Genomic DNA, 20,907 nt, shown 5'->3' on the forward strand with positions numbered 1-20,907 from the left:
CTAAAAAAAGGTTGGCAAGCCGGGAAGCATTTGTTATAACTAAAACTAACAACTGACAGATAGAGGTTGCGAATGACATGAGTAAGCTTGATCGACACGGACGCATTCCGGATCGAGCCGAAAGGGGAAATTCGCCGAAGTCGACGTTCGCATGCGTACGAACGAAGGCTGGGGTAGTCGTGAATAACGCCTACACTGCCATGGATGAAATGCCATGGAGCGCTATCTACGGAACGATTCTTTAATCGTTTTTCAACTGCGCGTACAAGCGGCAGACCGTAGGGAGAGTGCTTCCTACCGGTCTGCCGCTTTTTCTGTTGGTGGACATCATGAAAGTGGGGAACCTGATGACAACCGTATTGAAATTCGGAGGCAGCTCCGTTGCCACGATTGAACAAATCCAGGCCATTGCTGAATATTTACAGACTCGGGCCGCCGCCAGTGAAAAGCTCGTCGTCGTCGTTTCCGCGATGGGGAAAACGACTGACTCACTCTTGTCACTCGCCAAACAAATCACGGAACGTCCGATGATTCGTGAACTTGACCGCTTGCTCGCGGTCGGTGAGGAGCAGACGATCAGCCTGCTCAGCATCGCTTTGAACTCTCGGGGCGTGGCCGCCATCTCGCTCACCGGACAACAAGCCGGCATCGACACGATGGGCATTCACACGAAAAGTAAAATCAAAGCGATTCGAAAAGAAGTGTTAGAAGAAAAACTTCGGACGTATGACGTCGTCATCGTCGCCGGTTTCCAAGGTGTCAACGAGTTCGGTGATGTGACGACGCTCGGACGGGGTGGGTCGGATACGACGGCCGTCGCCTTGGCCGCCGTGCTTAGCAAACGTTGTGAAATCTATACAGACGTCGCCGGGGTCTATACGGCTGACCCGCGCATCCATCCGACGGCCCGCCGATTAGATACCGTCTCGTATGACGAGATGATGGAGATGAGCGCGCTCGGGTCGAAAGTGATGGAGATGCGCAGCGTAGAGCTCGCGAAAAAATTTGATGTGAACATCTTTGTAGGGAAGACGCTTGCAAGCGAAGGAGGAACATGGATCATGGATATGACACAGGCGATGGAACAAAAAGCGGTGACGAGCGTGAGCGTCGTGAAAAACGTGCTCAGTGTCTCAATCAAACACATTCCACATTCGGTGGCAGGAGTTGCCGACATTTTCGAGAAGTTGTCACAGCGTCATGTCAATATCGATATGATCAGTCAGACGGCGTTCGATGGAGAAGTGTTCTTATCGTTCACGTGTCCGCTCGATGAAGAGGCGTTCCTCGAAGAAGCGCTCGCGGAATTGACCGAGACGTTCCCGCAAATCAAAATCGACCGTCATACCGAACATGCGAAAATTTCGGTCGTCGGCATCGGGATGCGTGACGCGACCGGAGTCGCGTCCGAATTGTTCGCCACGTTCCGTGAAAGCGGGATCCCATTCTATCAAGTCACGACATCCGAGATCAGCATCTCGTACACGATTAACGATCAAGACGTTGAAACGGCGGTCGCAGCCATCGCCGAACGTTTCCATTTATAAGGGGGAGTCACCATGTATAACGTAGCCGTCGTCGGCGCGACCGGAGCCGTCGGTCAAAAAATGATTGAAGTCTTGACCGAATACGAGTTTCCAATCAACGAATTATTGCTTTACGCTTCAGCCCGTTCAGCCGGAAAGACCGTGAACGTGAACGGAAAAGATGTCGTCATCCGGGAACTGTCGGACGCGATTTACGCCGACCCAATCGATATCGCGCTTTTCTCAGCCGGGGGGAGCCTCAGTGAACAATATGCACCTCGTCTGAGTGAACAAGGGGTCATCGTCATCGATAACTCGAGCGCGTTCCGGATGCAAGCGGACATCCCGCTCATCGTCCCGGAAGTGAACCGAGTCGAACTGAGCCCGGACAAGACACTCATCGCCAACCCGAACTGCTCGACGATCCAATCGGTCGTCGCACTCGCACCGCTTGCGGAAGTATACGGGTTGACGCGCGTCGCTTACACATCGTATCAAGCCGTCTCCGGGTCGGGTCAAAAAGGGATTGAAGACTTGGAACGCGGAGCACGCGGCGAGGAACCGAAAAACTATCCGTATCCGATTTACGATAACGTCTTGCCGCACATCGATGTGTTCTTAGAGAACGGTTATACGAAAGAAGAACAGAAGATGATCGAGGAAACACGTAAAATTTTGAACGCGCCGAACCTCGGGGTGACGGCGACATGCGTCCGTGTCCCGGTCCGTAATAGCCACGCCGTCTCGATCACGGTCACGCTCGACCGCGAGGCGACGCTAGCCGAAGTGAAAGCCGTGCTCGCGGACGCGCCAGGTGTCGTCCTCATGGACAACCCGGGCGAACTCGTCTACCCGACACCGCTCGATGCGAACGGGACAGACGACGTGTACGTCGGTCGTGTCCGTGTCGACGAGTCACAGCCGAACACGTTCCATCTCTGGTGTGTCGCTGATAACGTTCGAAAAGGCGCGGCAGCGAACGCCGTCCAAATCGCCCAATGCATGATTGGGCAGACTGCTACAAAATAAGGGGGAGATTTTATGTTCACAGGAGTCGCAACCGCACTCGCTACACCGTTTCAAGCAGACGGTCAGCTAAATCTCACAGCGTGGGAAGCGTTGATTCAAGATCAAATTAAAGAGGGTGTCAGCGGTCTCGTGATCGGGGGAACGACCGGTGAAGGCATGACCATCACGGACGACGAGTTCGAGACGCTTCTCGTCAAAGCGATTGAAGTCGCGGCCGGTCGCGCCGTTATCATCGCCGGAACCGGGTCGAACAACACGGCGCTCAGCATTCAAAAGACGAAACGGGCCGCCGAACTCGGAGCCGAGATGGCGATGGTCGTCACGCCTTATTACAACAAGTCGACGCAAGCGGGTCTGATTGCCCACTTCACAGCGATCGCCGACGCGTCACCGATTCCGCTCATGCTCTACAACGTACCGTCACGCACGGGTGTCGCCCTTGATCCGGCAACGGTTGGGGAACTCGCCGATCACCCACGCATCGCTGCCCTTAAGGAAGCGAGTGGGGATATCTCGGTGATGGCTCAAATGATGGCGCACGTGCCGGAAGGCTTCCCAGTCTATTGCGGGAACGACGATCAAATCCTTCCTTATATGGCTTGGGGCGCGCAAGGTGTCGTCTCGGTCCTCTCGAACGTCTATCCGGGCGCGACGGTCGCTTTAGCCGAAGCGCTCCTCGCCGGAGATTTAGAGACGGCCCGCACATGGCAGCTCCGACTGCTCCCGGTCATCGACGAATTGTTCGCGGAAGTGAACCCGATTCCGGTCAAAGCGGCACTCAATGCACGCGGCTTCGAGTTCGGTGCACCACGTCTCCCGCTCGTACCGATGAGCGCGACGGCCGAGGCCCGCTTGTTGTCGGCGATGGAGCAGTTCAATGAGGTGAGACAGTGAACTTACTCATTCATGGCTACGGAGCGATGGGACAGATCGTCGAAGAAGTCGCCCGGACACAAAACTTGAACGTTGCGGCCATCGTCTCACCGGCCGGAGGGGGGCATCCCGTCTCGTTGCAAGACGTCGAGGCCGACGTCGATGTCGTCATCGACTTCTCGAACCCGGCACTGTTAGATGATGTGCTCGCTTTCGGGAAAGCCAAGCAAATCCCGCTCGTCATCGCGACGACGGGTTTCTCGGAAGCGGAACTCGCCAAAATTGAAGCGGCGTCTCAGGAGATCCCGATTTTCCAGTCGTATAATACGTCTTATGGGATCGCGCTCCTGAAACAGTTGCTCGACCAACTCGTCCCGCTCACGCTCGGTTATGACATCGAAGTGATTGAGGCGCACCACCGCAAGAAAGTCGACGCACCGAGCGGCACGGCGGAATTACTCGCCCGTGCCATCGAAGCCAAACGCGATGTGACACCGGTATATGACCGGACACCGCGTCGCGAAGCGCGTGCAGCCGATGAACTCGGCATGCACTCGGTGCGCGGCGGCACAATCTTTGGGGAACACACGGTGCTCTTCGCCGGAGACGACGAAATGCTCGAATTGAAACATACGGCTCTGTCCAAACGCGTCTTCGCGAACGGGGCACTCGCCGCGGCGGCAACGATTCTTGACCGCCCGGCCGGATTATACAATTTAACGAACCTATACGAGGAGGCCACTCATGTTACTCACAAACGCTTATGAAATCGCACAATACATTAAAGATGCCAAGAAAGAAACGCCTGTCAAACTATACGTCAACGGTCAATTGGCCGGTCTAGACATCGAAGGGGCGAAAGCATTCGGGACCGACGAATCGAAATTATTCCTCACGACGGCCGAACGCGCAGCCGCTTTCGTTGAAGCGAACGCAGCGGTCATCACAGATACGCATCTCGAATACGACCGCCGGAACAGCGCCGTGCCGATGCTCGACACGACGAAATTGAACGCGCGCATCGAACCAGGTTCGTTCATCCGGGACCACGTTCAAATCGGCAATAACGTCGTCGTCATGATGGGTGCCGTCATCAATATCGGTGCCGTCATCGGTGACGGATCGATGGTCGACATGAACGCGGTCATCGGTGCCCGTGGGACGCTCGGGAAGAACGTCCATCTTGGAGCCGGCGCGGTTGTCGCCGGTGTCCTTGAGCCACCTTCAAAAGACCCGGTCATCATTGAAGACGGTGTCATGGTCGGTGCGAACGCCGTCATCTTGGAAGGCGTCCGTGTCGGTGAAAACGCAGTCGTCGCAGCAGGGAGTGTCGTCACGCAAGACGTCCCAGCAGGAAGCGTCGTCGCCGGAACACCAGCCCGTGTCATTAAGCAAAAAGATGAAAAAACCGCAGAAAAAACACAACTTGTTGATGACTTACGCTCCCTGTAACGTATAATAGACAGAAAATATAAACAATGAATGGGAGAGTTGAACAATGGAACAGTATGGACAATGGATGTGGCAAGACGGGGCTTGGATCGAGCCGAGTGACGCGAACACGAGTATCATGACGCACGCGATTCACTACGGTAGCGGGTTCTTCGAAGGGATTCGGGCATACCATACAGAGGAAGGCCCGGCCATCTTCCGACTCCGTGAACACTTGGAGCGACTCGTTCGTTCGTGTGCATACTATCACGTCGACTTGCCGTACACGGTCGATGAGCTCGAACAAGCGACAATCGAATTGATTGAACGCAACGGCTTCGAGGCTTGTTACATCCGCCCATTCGTTTTCCTCGGCACACCTTGGCAGGCACTCATGCCGACGCAGGAAACGAAAGTACACGTCGCGATCTCGTGCTGGCCGCTCGGCGAATATTTCAGCAAGACGGTCGGTATCCGCGCGAAAGTCGCCTCGTATCGTCGTGTCTCTTCGACGATGATGCCGATGCAAGCGAAAGCGGCGGCGAACTATATGAACTCGCAACTCCTTAAAGGAGAAGCGGTGCGCGATGGATATGATGAAGCGATCGCCCTCGACATGAACGGAAACGTCAGCGAGGCGAGCGTCGCCAACATCTTCCTCGTCAAAGGAAACAAAATCTTCACACCGTCACTCGATTGCTCGGTGCTCGACGGCATCACGCGTCAAACGGTGATCGAACTCGCCCGTGAGGAAGGGTTCGAGGTCATCGAACGCCACATCGGACGTGACGAACTATATGTCGCAGATGAAATCTTCTTAACGGGGACGGCGGCTGAAGTGACGAGCGTCATCGAAATCGACAACATCTCAATCGGCGGCGGCGTCCAGACGGTCGCGACGAACATGCTCGCGCGTTACCGTGAGGCTGTGACGGGACAAATTCCGACACACCGCGATTGGATCACGTTCGTCAAAGCTGGAGTCAAAGAATAAAGGAGTTTTTTGTATGGGAGTCACAATTGACTTGAATGCGATTCGCGAAAACAAACGTCGGATTGAAGCGCTTGGCCGACCGGTGTTCGCCGTCGTGAAAAACAACGCCTATAACTTAGGGATGGAGCCAGTTGTGACGACACTGTACGAAGAAGGGGTGCGTCACTTCATGGTGACGACGCTGGACGAGGCGAGCGAGGTCCGGGCATCAGCTCCGGAAGCGCGCGTCCTCGTCATGAACCCGGTCTACGACTGGGCAACCGTCCATCGTGACCATCTTGACGTCGCCATCGGTTCCTATGACTGGCTCGTCTCGCAACGGGATCAGTTGGACGGTGTCCGCCTTCATTTAAAGCTCGACGTCGGGATGAACCGATTCGGTGCCAAGACGTTCAAAGAAGCGCTGGCCATCGTCGCGTTTTGCCAAGACGAGGGGCTCGACCTCGTCGGGTTATGTACTCATTTCCCGCTCGCTGACGCCGACAACGCGGAAATCGAACACAGTGTGCACGTGGAACGGTTCGCCGACTGGTCGAATCGTCTCATCGAACGGCATTCGTTCGACATCGTGCATGCGGCCAATAGCGCCGCGACACTACAAGCGGATCCGCGCCTCGGGCATTGCACCCATGTGCGCGTGGGAATCTTCCTTTATGGCTATTCCTCGGTCGAACCGGTCGATTGGCTCATCCCGGCGTTTCACTGGGAAACAGAAGTCGTCGCCGTCCATGACATCGAGGCCGGTGCCCACGTCGGTTACGGTACGGGCTACACGGCCGAGACGAATGAACGCATCGCTGTGCTCTCGGTCGGTTATGGCGACGGACTCATGCGAGCCCGGCGCTTCTTACCGGCCCACATCGAAGGACGGGCCTATCCGTTCATCAGCAACATCTTCATGAGCCACAGTTTCTTGCGCGTCGATGACACGATTCAAGTCGGAGACCGTGTGGAGCTGTACGGCCATCTCACGAAAATCGATGACGTGACCCGCACCGGGCACGCCAATAACTCAGAACAATTATGCGCACGCTCATGGCGTGTCCCGCATCGCTTTGAAGGAGGCAATGTATGTACACCACCAACCAATCAGTTTGTATGATCGAAGGCGTGTCCGTCCGTGAACTTCAAGCGACGTACGGGACACCGCTCTATATCATGAGCGAGCCTGAACTCGAGCGTCGCCTCGGCCTCGTCCGGAACGCGTTCCTCGACAAGTATCCGAACACATATGCGCTCTACGCATCAAAAGCGATGTCGATCGCGGCCGTGTACGATAAAGTGATGGCAGCGGGCTTAAGCATCGACGTCGTCTCACGCGGTGAGATGTTCGTCGCGCTCCACGCAGGTGTCCCGGCCGACCGGATTCACGTCCACGGGTCGAACAAGACGGTGCAGGACATCACGTTCGCACTCGAGAACGGCATCACCCATTTCACGATTGACAATATGCGCGAAATCGGACTGTTGTCGGGCCTCGCGGTCGAACACGATGTCGACGTCGACGTCCTGCTCCGCATCGTCCCACAAGTCGTCGGAGGCGCCCATGAGGCGATTCAGACGGGTGGGGTCGACACGAAGTTCGGCTTCCCGACCCACGACGACACGTATCTCGAAGCGATCAAGGCGACGCTGCAGGCGGAACGTCTGCATTTGCAAGGCATCCACTGTCACGTCGGCTCGCAGATTCAAGAACCGACGTTGTTCATCAATACCGTCAAGACGATGGTCAACTTCATCGAGACGATCCGTCAAGAGACAGGATACACGGCCGACGTCTTGAATATCGGTGGTGGCTTCGGTGTCGCCTATCTCGAGTCGGACGACCCGCTCGACTTCGCCGACACGATGACACAAGTGATGGACACGCTCGTCGCGGAAGTGGAACGCTTCGGCTTGCCGCTCCCGAAAATTGGGATCGAGCCGGGCCGTTGGCTCGTCGCCAACGCCGGTGCGACGATCTATGAAGTCGGGACGGTGAAAGAAGTGAGCGGTGTCCGCACGTATGTCTCGGTCGACGGAGGCATGACGGATAACATTCGTCCCGCCCTCTATGATGCCGAGTATGATGTGATTGTGGCGACACGGATGGATGAGCCGAAGACGATTGAAGCAAAAATCGTCGGGGCGTGCTGCGAGTCGGGAGACATCATCTCGAACCGTTCGCTCATCCCGCCGGTCGAAGCTGGCGATCTCCTCCTCGTCAAAGCGACGGGAGCGTACAATTTCTCGATGGCGAGCAACTATAACCAGATGCTCCGCCCGGCCGTCGTCTTCGTGAAAGACGGGACACATCGTCTCGTCGTCCGCAGACAGACACTTGAAGACTTGGTCGCCTGTGAGGTCGTCGGGCAATCGACATGATAGAACGAACGCATTCCTGACTCAGGGATGCGTTCTTTTTGTCGAAGTCATTCTCCTTCAAATGAGAAATGTTTTCAATTATGATGGAATAGATAACAGAGGGGGAAGTGACTTCAATGGAAAAGACAGCAGGACAACAGTTGATTGAGTCGCGGCGGACGATTCGGATGTTCACTGAAGAACCGATTGCGACGAAAGTACTCTATGAGTTGTTGGCATCGGCGCATCAGGCACCGTTTCATAACAAAGTCGAACCGTGGAATCTTTATTTGTTCAACGGGGATGGAAAAGACGTCTTGCTTCAGGCGCTCGAACCGGCGTTTCAAGATGGACCAGAGGCGAAGCGCGAGAAAATCGCGGGACGCATCCGGAACGCGGCAGCTTGCGTCTACGTGACGACGAAGCATTTCGAGACGGACAAAGGGAAGAAAGATGCGCTGCTCGCGACGGCGACGATGATTCAAAACTTTCATTTATTATGTAGTGAGCAACAGATCGGCCTCGTCTGGCGGACGGGCGGTATTTTTGAGGATGCCAGGCTTCAAGAGATGATTGGGGCTGAGGGTGAGACGTTTGTCGGACTGCTCCAGCTCGGTCGTTACGAAGACGTACCGCCTACGAAGCAACGTCAATCGATTGACGCTTGCTTGACGATTTTTGAGTGAACGAAAAGGTCCGAGCGTAGGTGACTACGATCGGACCAGTATTTATAGGTCAATGAGACTGAGCCGTTCATGTGAGCGCTCAGTTTATTTTTTTAACTTGGCTGCGAGCCAGTCTTGAATGACATTCGTTGGAATCATTTTGTTCACGTTCCCTTAACTTTAGTTTCTTCCTCTTTAGTATTATCCGATTGCAATCGTTCCCAAACCTCTCGATGTGTTCCTTGCAGCGTATCATCGAACGAATCCTCGATATGCAGGCAATAGCTTGGGTTAACGGACGAGGCGTACAAGTCTAACATGAGTTCGGCATGGTTTGGATACATTACAATTGGCCCCTTTCGACACGTCGGCTTGACTACATCCTCAGTATACAAAGGAAACATGAAGAAAAATCGGGATAATCGTTAACAATTTATGAATCTTGTAAACGCTTTCACAATCTTTGTGTCGATGTGAGTGGCTCGCATGTCGTCAAGTACTGCTCAGCCCGTTTCGCGTATTTGTTGACGGTCCGTTCCATGATGAAGCGATCCTCGTCATTGAGCGGACGGACGACTTTGGCAGGTACGCCCATGACCATGACGCCTTCCGGGATTTGCATGTTCGGTGTGACGAGTGCACCGGCTGCGATGAATGAACCTTTGCCGATTTTGGCTCCGTCGAGGACAGTCGCATGCATACCGATGAGACAGCCTTCTTCAATCTCGCATCCGTGAATCATCGCCATGTGTCCAATCGACACCCGGTCATGGATGATGGTCGGGGACCCTTCATATTGATGGACCATCGATCCGTCTTGAATATTCACGTACGAACCAATTTGAATCGGTCCTTCATCGCCGCGGATGATCGTATTGAACCAGACGCCGGAATGGGCGCCAATCGTGACATCGCCGATGACGTGCGCCCCTGGTGCGATGAACACCGTCTCATCAACATGTGGAATCAATTCTCCTAATTTGTATTGCATATGTGTAACCCCTTTCAAACGGATATGCTTTCATTGTCGCATAAGTTGAAAAAGAAATTGCACCGGAAAGATTATTCTTGTTAAGATAGTAAAAATACGTAGAAAAAAGGAGACAGACAGATGGAGAAACAACATTTGATTGACATCGCGGCGAAAAAAAAGAAAGCAGCGGTCGTCTTTAAAGATGTGGCGGTCATCGACGTCTACAGCCGTGAGACGATTCGCACCGACGTCGCCATCGACGCCGGCTATATTGTGGCCATTGGGGACGGCTACGAAGGGGAGACCGAATACCATGACCCGTCTTGGACGCTCGCACCGTCATTCATCGATGCGCATGTCCATATCGAGTCGTCGATGGTACCCCCTCACGAGTTCGCCAAAGCGGTGCTTCCGCTCGGGGTGACGACGGTCATCGCCGATCCGCACGAGATTGCGAACGTGAACGGGGCACTCGGCATCGAGTATATGCTCGCCGACGCCAAAGGGTTGCCGCTCGACGTGCGGATGATGCTCCCGAGCTGTGTGCCGGCGACGCCGTTCGAGCACGCCGGGGCGAAGCTATACGCCGAGGACTTGGCGCCGTTTTTAGGGGACCCGGGCGTCCATGGTCTCGGCGAGGTGATGGACTATCCGTCTGTCGAGTCCGGAAGTGAGGATATGCTTCAAAAGATCGCACAAACCGAACACGTCGGGAAAGTCGTCGACGGCCATGCTTCGGGCCTCGATCCGGACCAGCTGAACGTATACCGGACGGCAGGGATCATGACCGATCACGAATGCACGACGGCCGAAGAAGCGCTCGAACGGGTCCGGCGCGGCTTTTATGTTCAAATTCGAGAAGGGTCGGTCGCGCGGAACGTGGAGAAAGTCAGCCAGGCCATCACGGAAAGCAACGCTCACCGTTTCCTGTTCTGTACGGACGATAAACACTTGGACGACCTCGTCGCCGAAGGCGGGATCGACTACAACATTCGCATGGCGATCAAACAAGGTGTCAAACCAGAAACGGCTTATGCCGTCGCTAGTCTGCACGCGGCCGAGGCGTACGGACTCAAAGATGTGGGTGCCATCGCTCCGGGCAAACGAGCAAACTTTGTGATCTTGTCAGACGTCCAATCGGTAAAAATCGAAACCGTCTACGTGAACGGGGAAGTCGTCGCCGAAGAAGGAAAGGCGACGTTCGAAGCCGACGGGATTGAAGTGCCGAAACCGATGAAAGGTGAACTCAAACTACCCGATTTGACGGCGGACTCGTTCCGTTTAGCCGTGAAAGAAGAAGCGGTCGATGTGATTCAAGTATTGCCGAACAGTCTCTTGACGAAGCGACAGCGTCTTGTCTTCACACCTGACGCGTCCGGAGCCGACCTCGCCCAAGACATTGCCACGCTCGCCGTCATCGAACGCCATCATGGGACGGGTCACATGGCCCTGGCCCCGGTGACAGGGTTCGGCTTGAAGCGGGGCGCGCTCGCGGCGACGGTCGCCCATGATAGCCACAACCTCGTCATCGCCGGGGTGAGCCCGGACGACATGTTGCTCGCTGCGGAAACACTTGAAAAAGTGGGCGGTGGTGTCGTCGCGGTGTCAGAAGGGAAGGTGCTGGCGGTCTTGCCGCTCGAGATTGGAGGACTCATGACGAAACGTCCGTATGCGGAAGTGGCGGACGTGCTCGAACAGTTGAACGATGCGCTCGACGTCGTCGGCGCCCATCGTCATTTCAATCCATATTTGACGATGTCGTTCCTCGCGCTCCCGGTCATCCCGGATTTGAAGTTGACCGATATGGGACTATTCGATGTGACGACGTTCTCATTCATCGAGTCGTAAGTCAGTCTAACGTATGATTTTTGTTAAGAACGACCCGAAACGATTGAACGCTCTTGGTTAAGTTGGTATAGTTACGACAAGTTTCATCGGTACAAATGGAAAGGGGGGATATAACAGATGGAACAAGTTGCTTACAACCGGTCGTATGATGAACATGAGGATTTGATCAATTCTGTATATCGTGCCTTCCAGGATCGATGTGAAGAATTGCCTGACGAGACGCGGACGAAACGGCGGTTGCGTCATCTCGTCTTACTGACGATTAAAGACCATACATCGTCACACGCCGAACGATTCGTCTTGTATCATTTCTTTAGTGATTTCTTTAAAGCGGTCGAGTCTGACGATCAAGCTGCACTCGCTGTGTTAAAACAAATCATCCGAGATGAAAAAAACTGTTGATTAGTCACTATGACCTATGATAATTTAGACGTAACTTTAAATGAATATTCGTGCTATCGATGAGGTAGAGGTGCGATGCTGATGAGTAAGTAGTCCGAGGATGACAACGGTGAAGACTACAGAAAGGCAAGATCGCCGAAGTGTAAAGTCATGTCTCTGACTTTGTGCTGGGCTGACGGGAAATACCCGTCAGACTGCCATACATATTTACGTATGGAGCGCTCCAAGTCGGCTAAGAAAGACGGAACATCCAGCGAGGGTGTCGGCTTTGTTGCCGATGCCCTCGCTTTGCGTTTTTTTAGGCATAGGGGGGCCTCATCTCAAACAGAAGAGGAGGAAATCAGCATGGTAGATTATTCAACTTCGGTACTATCACTCGTACCGGCTTTACTCGCCATTATTATGGCCATCACAACACGGAAAGTCATTCCGTCACTCGGTGTCGGGATTATCGCAGGGGTGCTACTGCTTCACAATTTCAACCCGCTCGAATCGATTCAGTATTTATGGTCAAACATCATTGCGCTATTTTGGGCGGATGGGGCCATCAATGAATGGAACGTGCTGTTGATCGCGTTCTTGCTCTTGCTTGGCATCTTGTCATCCATCATTCAAACGTCGGGCGGAGCCCGTGCGTTCGGAGAATGGGCCGCTTCTAATGTCAAAACGGCTCGTGGCGCTCGCCTCGTCTCGTTCGGTCTTGGGATTTTGATTTTCATCGATGACTATTTCAACAGTCTTGCCGTCGGGAATATCAGCCGACCGCTGACGGACCGGAAAAAAGTATCACGCGCGAAACTCGCTTATACGATCGACTCCACGGCCGCACCGGTCTGTGTCATCAGCCCGCTCTCGAGTTGGGGAGCGTACATCATCGCCATCATCGCAGGAATTCTTGCGAAGTACTCAATCGACAGCTACTCGTCATTCTCAGCGTTCATCCAAATCATCCCGATGAACTTCTATGCCATCTTCGCACTTATGTTGACGGCGTATGTCGCTTACACGGGACTCGCGATCGGACCGATGCGTACACATGAGCTACGTGCCCTTCAAGGTGAGCTTTACGATTCATCGAAAGGCGCACCGATGGGGATGAGTGAAGATATTAAAGAACACGATGGCGGAAAAGTCCGCGACTTGATTGTCCCCATCATCGTGTTGATCATTGCCACTGTTTCAGCCATGTTGTACACAGGCGGACAAGCGCTTGCGGCCGATGGTCAAAGCTTCTCGCTTCTCGGTGCGTTCGAGTCGACAGATGTGACACGGTCACTTGTGACCGGTGCCGTCATCAGCTTGCTCGTTGCGCTCTTGCTCTTGATTGGTCGTAAAATTCCAGCTAAAGACTACGGTCATGCGACGTGGGCCGGTATCCGTGCCATGTGGCCTGCTGTACTCATCTTGCTCTTTGCCTGGACGATCATTGCCGTCATCGGAGATATGAGAACGGGTGATTACTTGGCAAGTTTCGTCACAGATTCGATTGCAGCATCTTACTTGCCGCTCATCTTGTTCGCGATCGCCGGTCTGATGGCGTTCTCGACAGGGACGAGCTGGGGGACGTTCGGTCTCATGCTTCCAATCGGGGCAGACTTGATTATGGCCGTCGATCCGGAACTGTTGCTCCCGACACTCGCGGCGGTGCTCGCTGGTGCGGTGTTCGGTGACCACTGCTCACCGATTTCGGATACGACGATCCTCAGTTCGACGGGTGCCGGATCGCACCATATCGACCACGTGTTGACACAACTTCCATACGCGTTGATTGCGGCTGGTGTGTCAGCGGTCGGGTATTTGGTCCTCGGGATCACAGGTTCGATGTGGATCGGCTTCTTCGCGGCATTCGCGACGTTCGTCGTGGCCCTTGTCATCGCGCAAATCATTTCTAAACGCGGACGCGTGCCAGCTGATATGCGCGCTGAACGCGAAGCGTAATTCATCTAGATTAAAGGCGTGCCACCGCTCGTGGCACGCCTCTTTTTTGTATTGGCATAGGTGTCGATGCACAAACAAGCCCTGCCACAGGAGTGACAGGGCTTGCTGATTAGTTGACGTCCAACCACTTGAAGCTAGCGTCAGCTCCGAACGGATGGCGGTGCATGTTTTGAATGTTTGAGCGTTCGAGGTACGCTTCACCTTTTTGATAGATCGGTGCGATCGCGAAGTCATCTTCGAGCAAGATGCGTTCTGCTTCTTGCATCGTTTCCCAACGTTTCATTTGATCGGCTTCTTGTTTCGCGCTTTGGATCAATTTATCGTACTCGTCGTTCGAGTAGGCCATCCGGTTGAATGGACCGTCCGTTACCCACATGTCGAGGTACGTCATTGGATCCTGGTAGTCAGGGCCCCAGCCAGCAGCTGAGACGTCATACTCACCTTTACCTTCAAGGTCAAGGAAGTTTTTGAACGGCTGTTGCTTGATGTTGAGCGTGAGGCCAGGGAGGTTCTTCTCGAGCTCACCTTTGATGTACTCATTGACTTTCTTGAACGCTTCTTCATCACGTGAGAGGAATTCAAGTTCGATCGTTTCGACGCCAAGCTCGGCAAGACCTTTATCCCATGCCGCTTTCGCTTCGTCGACGTTGTAGCTTTGAAGGTCTGGATACTTCTCGCGGAAGTCGGCTCCGTCTTCTGTGAACGTGAAGTCTTTCGCGACGATATAGTTGGCCGGCTGTGAGCCGTCTGTCAAGATGACGTCTGTGACACCTTGCTTATCGAAGCCTTTCGCGAGCGCCTCACGAATGTTGACGTTTTGGAGTGCTTCGTTTTTCTGATTGAAGCGAAGGAAGTTGATGCGTGCGTCGGCACGAGTCTTGAACTCTTCGCTGTCTTGGAATTGTGGTACGAATTCAGACGACAAAAGCGTGTAGTCGACTTCGCCCGATTCGAACAAGTTGACACCCGTCGCGACTTCTTTGACGACTTTGACATTGATCGTCTCCATCTTGACGTTTTCAGCATCCCAGTAGTCGGGGTTCTTTTTGTATACCCAACCTTCGTTGTCTTGCCAGCTGTCTAAGACGTAAGGTCCGTTGTAGAGTGTCTTATCGACCGCGCTCGCGAACGACTCGCCTTGCTCTTCGACGAACTCTTGCTTTTGTGGCATGTACGTCGGGAAACCTGTCAATCCGAGGAAGTAAGGGGCTGGTGCTTCCAATTGAACTTCGAGCGTCTTCTCGTCGACCGCTTTCGCGCCGAGCGCATCGAGTTCTTCTTCGCCTGCAAGGATTTTGTTGGCGTTTTTCAAGTCTTGAAGGATGTACGCATATTCCGCGCCTGTCTCTGGGTTGAGGGCGCGCTTCCATGAATAGACGAAGTCTTCAGCTGTGACCGGTGAGCCATCTGACCAGTTCGCATCACGCAACTTGAAGGTGTATGTAAGTCCGTCTTCTGAAATCTCAACGTCTTCAGCAATTCCCGGTACCGGCTGGTTGTTCTCATCAAGACGATATAGTCCCTCGAAGACGTTGTTCGTCACGATGATCGATGTCGAGTCCGTTGTGAGCGTTGGGTCGAGTTGTGGTAAATCCGTCGCCGAGACGAGCGTGATTTCCTTCTTCGCATCACCCGATGATGATCCGTCCGACGAGCTCGACGATGATTCTTCTCCGCCGCCACATGCTGCTGTCGCAAGCAAGGCAACACCCGATAAAGCTAACCATTTCTTATTACGCATTGTCATACCTCCCGAAAATTCTGATTGTTTCGAATATATTGCAATTAAACTACAAACAAGATGAATGCGCAATAAAATTTTTTAAATTATTCGAAAATATAAACATTAGTGAAATACCTATCTAAACGTCATTGGATTCAGTAGAATAAGGAAATCATCGAATGATTATACATTATCCATGTATAGTTATTCGTCAGACGTCAACTTTTTTTGGAGGGTTTGGAATGAAGGGACAATCAGCCGGAATCGGCTTTTTCGGGCTTGCTGCCATGGTCGTCGGAACGATGATCGGTGGAGGCGCATTTAACTTGCCTGGCGCGATGGCGCAAGGTGCCGGGGTCGGTTCGGTATTGATCGGTTGGACGATCACGGGCATCGGCATGGTCATGCTCGCGTTCGTGTTTCAATTTTTAGCGAATACGCGTCCTGAGCTTGAAGGCGGGATTTATGCCTATGCAAAGGAAGGGTTCGGCAAGTTCGTCGGTTTCAACAGCGGGTGGGGTTATTGGATGTCCGCGTGGATTGGGACGGTGGCGAACATCACGTTGATCTTTAGCACACTCAGTTATTTCTTCCCGATCTTTTCGTCAGAGCATCGGTCGTTTCGATTGATTATGAGCGCGATCGTGATTTGGGGGCTGTTCTGGATCATCTCGCGAGGGATGAGAGAAGCGGCCCTCCTCAATATCGTCACGACAATCGCGAAGCTCGTCCCAATCTTTTTATTTATCATCCTTATCTTGTTCGCGTTCCGGATCGACACATTCCAAATCGACTTTTGGGGTCAGTCGGGCTTCAGCTGGTCACAGGTGTTCCCGCAAGTGAAATCGACGATGCTCGTAACGTTATGGGCGTTCGTCGGCATCGAAGGAGCGGTCGTCTTATCATCACGGGCCCGTCATAAACGAGATGTCGGACGAGCGACGGTGATCGGACTGGTTGGGACACTCGTCATTTATATGATGATCTCAATCCTATCGTTCGGGGTGATGACCCAAGAGCAACTCGCGTCACTGGCGGAACCATCGATGGCGTATGTGCTTGAGGCGGTCGTCGGTCCCGTCGGTGCGACCCTCATCAATATCGGCCTCCTCGTCTCGCTCTCAGGTGCGTTGCTCGGGTGGACGATTCTCGCGACAGAGATTTCTTATGTGGCAAGTCGCGACGGGGTGTTCCCGAAATTGTTCAATCGGCTCAATCGGAATGAGACGCCGGTGAGTGCCTTGTTCATCACGCAAGTCTTCACACAACTCGTCACCATCATTGCACTCTTCTCCGAACAAACCTATTTGGTGCTCTCGAGCATTGCCGGGATTGCGGCCCTCGTCCCGTACTTGTTTTCCGCCTTGTTCGGTTGGAAAGAGGCACGACGCACAGGGACGCGCTCGATGCTTGTCATGTCGGGCATCGCGACCGTTTACGCGGCATGGCTCCTCTATGCGTCGGGTGTCGAATATATGCTCATCGCGATGATTCTTTACGCGCCGGGCGTGTTCGTCTTCATGATAGCCGAACGTGAACAGGGCCGGCCGTTCCTGAACCGTCTGCAATATATGATTGCGGTCGTCATTCTGTTGGCGGCCACGTACGGCGTCTATGGACTATGGACGGCCACGATCAGCCTATAAAAAAAAGTCATCGAACGTCGTGAAGACGTCCGATGACTTTTTTATTGCTTTCCGCCCGTTAACAGGTGAACGACTTCGATTGGAGGCATCGGCTTCGCGTACAAGAAGCCTTGGAACGAATCGCAGGCAGTTTGCTTCAAATGATCGAGCATCTCTTGGTCCTCGACGCCTTCGGCGACGACGTGCAGATGTAGGCTCTTGCCGAGATGGACGATGACATCGAGCAAGTGCGACTTCGAGGCGAGCCAATCGTCTAAAAAGACTTTATCGATTTTCAGCTCGTCGACCGGGAACGACTTCAAGTATTGGAGTGAAGAGAATCCAGTTCCAAAGTCGTCAATCGACAGGCGATAGTCGAGCCGCTTGATTTGATTCATCCGGGCGATGATTTCATCCGTCTGTTGCATGACGAGACTTTCCGTGATCTCGAGAATGATGTCGGACGGGTTTAAATTGAGCTGTTGCTTGATATTTCGGAGCGTATTGATGAAGCTGTCGCTCCGGAATTGGTTCGGTGAAATGTTGACAGCCATCGACAACGGATAATCAACGAGTCGTTGCCATGCTTTCAACTGTTTGGCGGCCTCAAGGATGACCCAGTTATTAATCGGGACGATCAGCGCCATCTCCTCGGCGAGCGGGATGAACTCCGACGGCGGGATTTGACCGAGTTCATCGTGATGCCAACGGAGAAGCGCCTCGAACCCGATGAGCCGGTCGGTCTTCAACTCGAACTTTGGTTGATATTCCAAATAAAAGTGTTTTTCCTCGAGCGCTTGATAGAGCGCTTTTTCGATATGGATTTGACGTGAGAACGCGTCGTCCATGTCTTTCGTGACGAACTGAATCGTGCCGACGCCAATCCGTTTCCCTTTGAACAAGGCGCTTTCGGCACGCGTATATAGTTCTTCTAATGAAGATGTGGCCGATGGATAGAAGACACAACCGATGGAAATCGACACCATGATCGAGTGATGATAAATCCGGAACGGTCGTTGCAGTTCATGTTGCAATTGGCGCAACAACTGGAACACTTCCTCTTTCGACTCTTCAAAGAACAGGAGTCCAAACAAACCGCCCGACGGATGGAACATGACGCTCGTCTCAGGCATGAACTGAGTGGCCCGGTCTTTGATTTGGACGAGTAGTTCGTTGCCGACACGGGAGCCGAACGATTCGTTGATGATTTTAAAGCGATCGATGTCGAACAAGGCGACATGGACCAAACCATCCCCTTGATCGACAGTTTTCAAGACGTGGGCATATTGGCGAAGCCACCCTTTTTTATTTAATAGACCGGTCAAATCGTTATGATAGGCGAGGTAGTTGACCTCTTGCTCGAGCCGTTTTTTATCCGAGACGTCAAATCCGAAGGCGGTATATTGCACGACTTCGCCTTCTTCGCTCAAGATTGGGACGACCGTCAAATTGAGCCAGCACGTGTTCGCCGTATGACGTTCCGAGCGGATGGGCATCTCGCCGTTCCAAATACGGTCGGTCGTAAGCGCTTGAAGCACGTCCTCGGCGATCGGGTCATTCTCGAATGACGGATGGATGAGCTCGAACCAATTACGACCGATAAATTGGTGGTCGGGGGCCCCGATCAATCCGCATAACAACGGGTTGATCTCGGTGATTTCCCCATACGCGTTCGCAGCCAGATAATAAGTCGACTGCTCAATCATCGCCTGAAAATGATGGAGTAAGTTGAACTGTTCCGTGCTGATGAGCGGACTAAACCCTTTCGGTAAAAAGGCTAAAAAATAGCCGGTGAAATCGTTGATGGAGAAGGATTGTAAATAGGCGGTCGCATAGACGACCGAACCGTTTTTATGTTTGAACGGCGTCATCGCCGTCGTCGAGAACGGATATTGAAGGAGCAGTGGCGACCACGTCTCGAGCGTATGCTCTAAGTGCTGGACGACCGGGAGTGGGTGGTGAAGGACCTCGTCCCGTTCCCATCCGAAGAGCGTTTCCGCATGCTCGTTCCAAAGAAGGACGTTGCCGTCGAGGTTGATGTAACAGCATGGGACAGATAAAGCATCGATGAACTCGTCAATCGGCAAATCGCGCAATGAAGCCACAGCATTTCCTCCAATCTACATCAAATGAATCGTACTCTACGTTCAGTGTACCTTATTTTCCCAACCCGAGGAATGGGCAAGTTGGTCGTTGTCAAAAGAAAGACGGTCATCATATACTGAAGGAGTAAGATAGTTTTTTGATAAGGGGGAAATCAAATGTCAAAGACACAAGAAGTGATTGAATTGACAGAGAAGTTCGGGGCGCACAACTATCATCCACTTCCAATCGTCATCTCGGAAGCGAAAGGGATCTGGGTGACGGATCCAGAGGGGAACCGCTACATGGATATGTTGAGTGCCTATTCGGCCGTCAACCAAGGTCATTGTCATCCGAAAATCATCCAAGCGCTAAAAGATCAGGCGGATAAAATCACGCTGACGTCACGTGCGTTTTACAATGATCAACTCGGTCGTTTCTACAAAAAAGTGGCAGCGCTTACAAACAAAGAGATGGTGTTGCCGATGAACACGGGTGCGGAAGCAGTCGAAACGGCTGTCAAAGCATCACGTCGCTGGGCGTATGAAGTGAAACAAATCCCAGGCCAAGCGGAAATCATCGTCTGCTCGGGCAACTTCCACGGCCGGACGATGGCGGCGGTGTCGATGTCGACAGAAGCGGAATATCAACGCGGATTCGGACCGCTATTGCCAGGGTTTAAAGTCGTGCCGTACGGTGACATCGATGCGTTCGAGGCGGCCATCACTGAAAATACGGCGGCGTTCATCGTCGAACCGATTCAAGGCGAAGCCGGGATCATCATCCCACCGGCTGGTTACTTGAAACGTGCCAGTGAGCTCTGCCAGCAGCATAATGTCTTGTTCGTGGCCGATGAGATTCAATCGGGGCTCGGTCGCTCAGGCAAATGGTTCGCCATCGAATGGGAAGATGTGGAGCCGGATATGTATATTCTCGGAAAAGCGCTCGGGGGCGGCGTATTCCCGGTATCATGTGTCGCAGCCAATGAGAACGTCTTGAGCGTATTCAATCCAGGGTCGCACGGGTCGACGTTCGGCGGGAACCCGCTCGCGGCAGCCGTGTCGATCGCGTCGCTTGAAGTGTTAGAGGAAGAGCAACTGCCACAACGTTCACTTGAACTCGGGACGTACTTCATGGACCGATTGAAATCGATTGACAATCCGCTCATCAAAGATGTACGTGGACGCGGTCTATTCATCGGAATCGAATTGACAGAAGCGGCACGTCCTTATTGTGAAGCGCTCAAAGAGCGCGGTCTGCTCTGCAAAGAGACGCATGAGACGGTGATTCGTTTGGCGCCACCACTCGTCATCACGAAAGAAGAGCTCGATGAGGCGTTCGAGGCGATTTCGGCCGTGTTCGCACCAGCCGCTATTTCGTGATTGCGCATCGCTTGTTATAATGAATACAGACTCAAACACCTGTCTCGCGACGTGCTCGCGGCAGGTGTTTTTT

Annotated in this window: 17 protein-coding genes and 2 riboswitches; of the genes, 14 read left to right on the forward strand and 3 right to left on the reverse strand. The window is 53.3% G+C overall.

Translation table 11 applies throughout. The annotated features are described in order from the left end of the window. Positions 1–52: 52 nt before the first annotated feature. A riboswitch (Lysine riboswitch) is annotated at positions 53–233 on the forward strand. A 114-nt stretch (positions 234–347) separates the two neighbouring features. The 9 genes from AC13H5_RS02900 (at position 348) to AC13H5_RS02940 (ending at position 8,882) form a co-directional block, all read left to right on the forward strand. Continuing rightward, positions 348–1,547 carry an aspartate kinase gene (locus AC13H5_RS02900; RefSeq protein ID WP_483546281.1) on the forward strand — a complete coding sequence of 400 codons (1,200 nt, stop codon included), beginning with the start codon at positions 348–350 and terminating at the stop codon, positions 1,545–1,547. Positions 1,548–1,559: 12 nt separating this feature from the next. Then, positions 1,560–2,555: an aspartate-semialdehyde dehydrogenase gene (locus AC13H5_RS02905; protein WP_034781260.1), complete on the forward strand. Its 996-nt coding sequence runs from the start codon at positions 1,560–1,562 to the stop codon at positions 2,553–2,555. A gap of 12 nt (positions 2,556–2,567) precedes the next feature. Next, positions 2,568–3,449 carry a 4-hydroxy-tetrahydrodipicolinate synthase gene (dapA, locus tag AC13H5_RS02910; RefSeq protein WP_214797626.1) on the forward strand — a complete coding sequence of 294 codons (882 nt, stop codon included), beginning with the start codon at positions 2,568–2,570 and terminating at the stop codon, positions 3,447–3,449. Next, positions 3,446–4,195, forward strand: coding sequence for a 4-hydroxy-tetrahydrodipicolinate reductase (gene dapB, locus AC13H5_RS02915; RefSeq protein ID WP_483546282.1), 750 nt, complete (start codon positions 3,446–3,448; stop codon positions 4,193–4,195). The genes dapA and dapB overlap by 4 nt, the downstream gene beginning before the upstream one ends. After that, positions 4,173–4,880, forward strand: a complete 708-nt coding sequence (gene dapD, locus AC13H5_RS02920) for a 2,3,4,5-tetrahydropyridine-2,6-dicarboxylate N-acetyltransferase (RefSeq protein WP_034781255.1) — start codon at positions 4,173–4,175, stop codon at positions 4,878–4,880. Before dapB ends, dapD begins: the two co-directional genes overlap by 23 nt. Positions 4,881–4,926: 46 nt before the next feature. Further along, entirely contained in the window at positions 4,927–5,853 is a 927-nt protein-coding gene (locus AC13H5_RS02925; RefSeq protein WP_034781253.1) for a branched-chain amino acid transaminase, read from the forward strand. A 13-nt stretch (positions 5,854–5,866) separates the two neighbouring features. Then, complete coding sequence (gene alr, locus AC13H5_RS02930; RefSeq protein WP_034781251.1) at positions 5,867–6,955, forward strand: alanine racemase; 1,089 nt, start codon at positions 5,867–5,869, stop codon at positions 6,953–6,955. Continuing rightward, positions 6,925–8,217: a diaminopimelate decarboxylase gene (gene lysA, locus AC13H5_RS02935; protein ID WP_251132966.1), complete on the forward strand. Its 1,293-nt coding sequence runs from the start codon at positions 6,925–6,927 to the stop codon at positions 8,215–8,217. The genes alr and lysA overlap by 31 nt, the downstream gene beginning before the upstream one ends. A 116-nt stretch (positions 8,218–8,333) precedes the next feature. Beyond that, on the forward strand, positions 8,334–8,882 hold the full coding sequence (locus AC13H5_RS02940; protein WP_034781247.1) for a nitroreductase family protein: 549 nt from the start codon (positions 8,334–8,336) through the stop codon (positions 8,880–8,882). 433 nt (positions 8,883–9,315) lie between these two features. Here the strand turns inward: AC13H5_RS02940 and AC13H5_RS02945 are convergent, their stop codons facing one another. Further along, the gene (locus AC13H5_RS02945) at positions 9,316–9,852 is read right to left on the reverse strand and encodes a gamma carbonic anhydrase family protein (protein ID WP_034781244.1); all 537 of its coding nucleotides are present in this window, start codon (positions 9,850–9,852) and stop codon (positions 9,316–9,318) included. A gap of 120 nt (positions 9,853–9,972) precedes the next feature. Between AC13H5_RS02945 and ade the strand changes: the two genes are divergently transcribed. The 3 genes from ade (at position 9,973) to AC13H5_RS02960 (ending at position 14,022) form a co-directional block, all read left to right on the forward strand. Next, positions 9,973–11,682, forward strand: coding sequence for an adenine deaminase (gene ade / locus AC13H5_RS02950; RefSeq protein WP_483546283.1), 1,710 nt, complete (start codon positions 9,973–9,975; stop codon positions 11,680–11,682). Positions 11,683–11,799: 117 nt separating this feature from the next. Continuing rightward, the gene (locus tag AC13H5_RS02955; RefSeq protein ID WP_034781242.1) at positions 11,800–12,084 is read left to right on the forward strand and encodes a hypothetical protein; all 285 of its coding nucleotides are present in this window, start codon (positions 11,800–11,802) and stop codon (positions 12,082–12,084) included. A gap of 57 nt (positions 12,085–12,141) precedes the next feature. Beyond that, a riboswitch (Lysine riboswitch) is annotated at positions 12,142–12,316 on the forward strand. Positions 12,317–12,429: 113 nt separating this feature from the next. Continuing rightward, complete coding sequence (locus AC13H5_RS02960; protein ID WP_214823758.1) at positions 12,430–14,022, forward strand: Na+/H+ antiporter NhaC family protein; 1,593 nt, start codon at positions 12,430–12,432, stop codon at positions 14,020–14,022. Between the two features lie 109 nt (positions 14,023–14,131). Here the strand turns inward: AC13H5_RS02960 and AC13H5_RS02965 are convergent, their stop codons facing one another. Then, on the reverse strand, positions 14,132–15,763 hold the full coding sequence (locus AC13H5_RS02965; RefSeq protein WP_152567785.1) for a peptide ABC transporter substrate-binding protein: 1,632 nt from the start codon (positions 15,761–15,763) through the stop codon (positions 14,132–14,134). Between the two features lie 224 nt (positions 15,764–15,987). On the opposite strand from AC13H5_RS02965, the gene AC13H5_RS02970 reads away from it, so the two are divergent. After that, on the forward strand, positions 15,988–17,391 hold the full coding sequence (locus AC13H5_RS02970) for a basic amino acid/polyamine antiporter (RefSeq protein WP_034781238.1): 1,404 nt from the start codon (positions 15,988–15,990) through the stop codon (positions 17,389–17,391). Positions 17,392–17,432: 41 nt separating this feature from the next. On the opposite strand, the gene AC13H5_RS02975 is transcribed toward AC13H5_RS02970, so the two are convergent. Beyond that, a complete protein-coding gene (locus AC13H5_RS02975; protein WP_483546284.1) occupies positions 17,433–19,475 on the reverse strand; it encodes an EAL domain-containing protein in 2,043 nt (680 codons plus the stop codon). A gap of 156 nt (positions 19,476–19,631) precedes the next feature. Here AC13H5_RS02975 and AC13H5_RS02980 point away from each other — a divergent pair, with 156 nt between their 5' ends. Beyond that, the gene (locus AC13H5_RS02980) at positions 19,632–20,834 is read left to right on the forward strand and encodes an ornithine--oxo-acid transaminase (protein WP_029596085.1); all 1,203 of its coding nucleotides are present in this window, start codon (positions 19,632–19,634) and stop codon (positions 20,832–20,834) included. Positions 20,835–20,907: the final 73 nt, after the last annotated feature.

The sequence above is a fragment of the Exiguobacterium sp. FD-YE-25-4 genome, assembly GCF_057004685.1.

Coding starts and splice junctions, on each gene's coding strand:
- AC13H5_RS02900 (WP_483546281.1), top strand. CDS start 348: ATGACAACCGTATTGAAATTCGGAGGCAGCTCCGTTGCCACGATTGAA.
- AC13H5_RS02905 (WP_034781260.1), top strand. CDS start 1,560: ATGTATAACGTAGCCGTCGTCGGCGCGACCGGAGCCGTCGGTCAAAAA.
- dapA (WP_214797626.1), top strand. CDS start 2,568: ATGTTCACAGGAGTCGCAACCGCACTCGCTACACCGTTTCAAGCAGAC.
- dapD (WP_034781255.1), top strand. CDS start 4,173: ATGTTACTCACAAACGCTTATGAAATCGCACAATACATTAAAGATGCC.
- AC13H5_RS02925 (WP_034781253.1), top strand. CDS start 4,927: ATGGAACAGTATGGACAATGGATGTGGCAAGACGGGGCTTGGATCGAG.
- alr (WP_034781251.1), top strand. CDS start 5,867: ATGGGAGTCACAATTGACTTGAATGCGATTCGCGAAAACAAACGTCGG.
- lysA (WP_251132966.1), top strand. CDS start 6,925: ATGTACACCACCAACCAATCAGTTTGTATGATCGAAGGCGTGTCCGTC.
- AC13H5_RS02940 (WP_034781247.1), top strand. CDS start 8,334: ATGGAAAAGACAGCAGGACAACAGTTGATTGAGTCGCGGCGGACGATT.
- AC13H5_RS02945 (WP_034781244.1), bottom strand. CDS start 9,852: ATGCAATACAAATTAGGAGAATTGATTCCACATGTTGATGAGACGGTG.
- ade (WP_483546283.1), top strand. CDS start 9,973: ATGGAGAAACAACATTTGATTGACATCGCGGCGAAAAAAAAGAAAGCA.
- AC13H5_RS02955 (WP_034781242.1), top strand. CDS start 11,800: ATGGAACAAGTTGCTTACAACCGGTCGTATGATGAACATGAGGATTTG.
- AC13H5_RS02960 (WP_214823758.1), top strand. CDS start 12,430: ATGGTAGATTATTCAACTTCGGTACTATCACTCGTACCGGCTTTACTC.
- AC13H5_RS02965 (WP_152567785.1), bottom strand. CDS start 15,763: ATGCGTAATAAGAAATGGTTAGCTTTATCGGGTGTTGCCTTGCTTGCG.
- AC13H5_RS02970 (WP_034781238.1), top strand. CDS start 15,988: ATGAAGGGACAATCAGCCGGAATCGGCTTTTTCGGGCTTGCTGCCATG.
- AC13H5_RS02980 (WP_029596085.1), top strand. CDS start 19,632: ATGTCAAAGACACAAGAAGTGATTGAATTGACAGAGAAGTTCGGGGCG.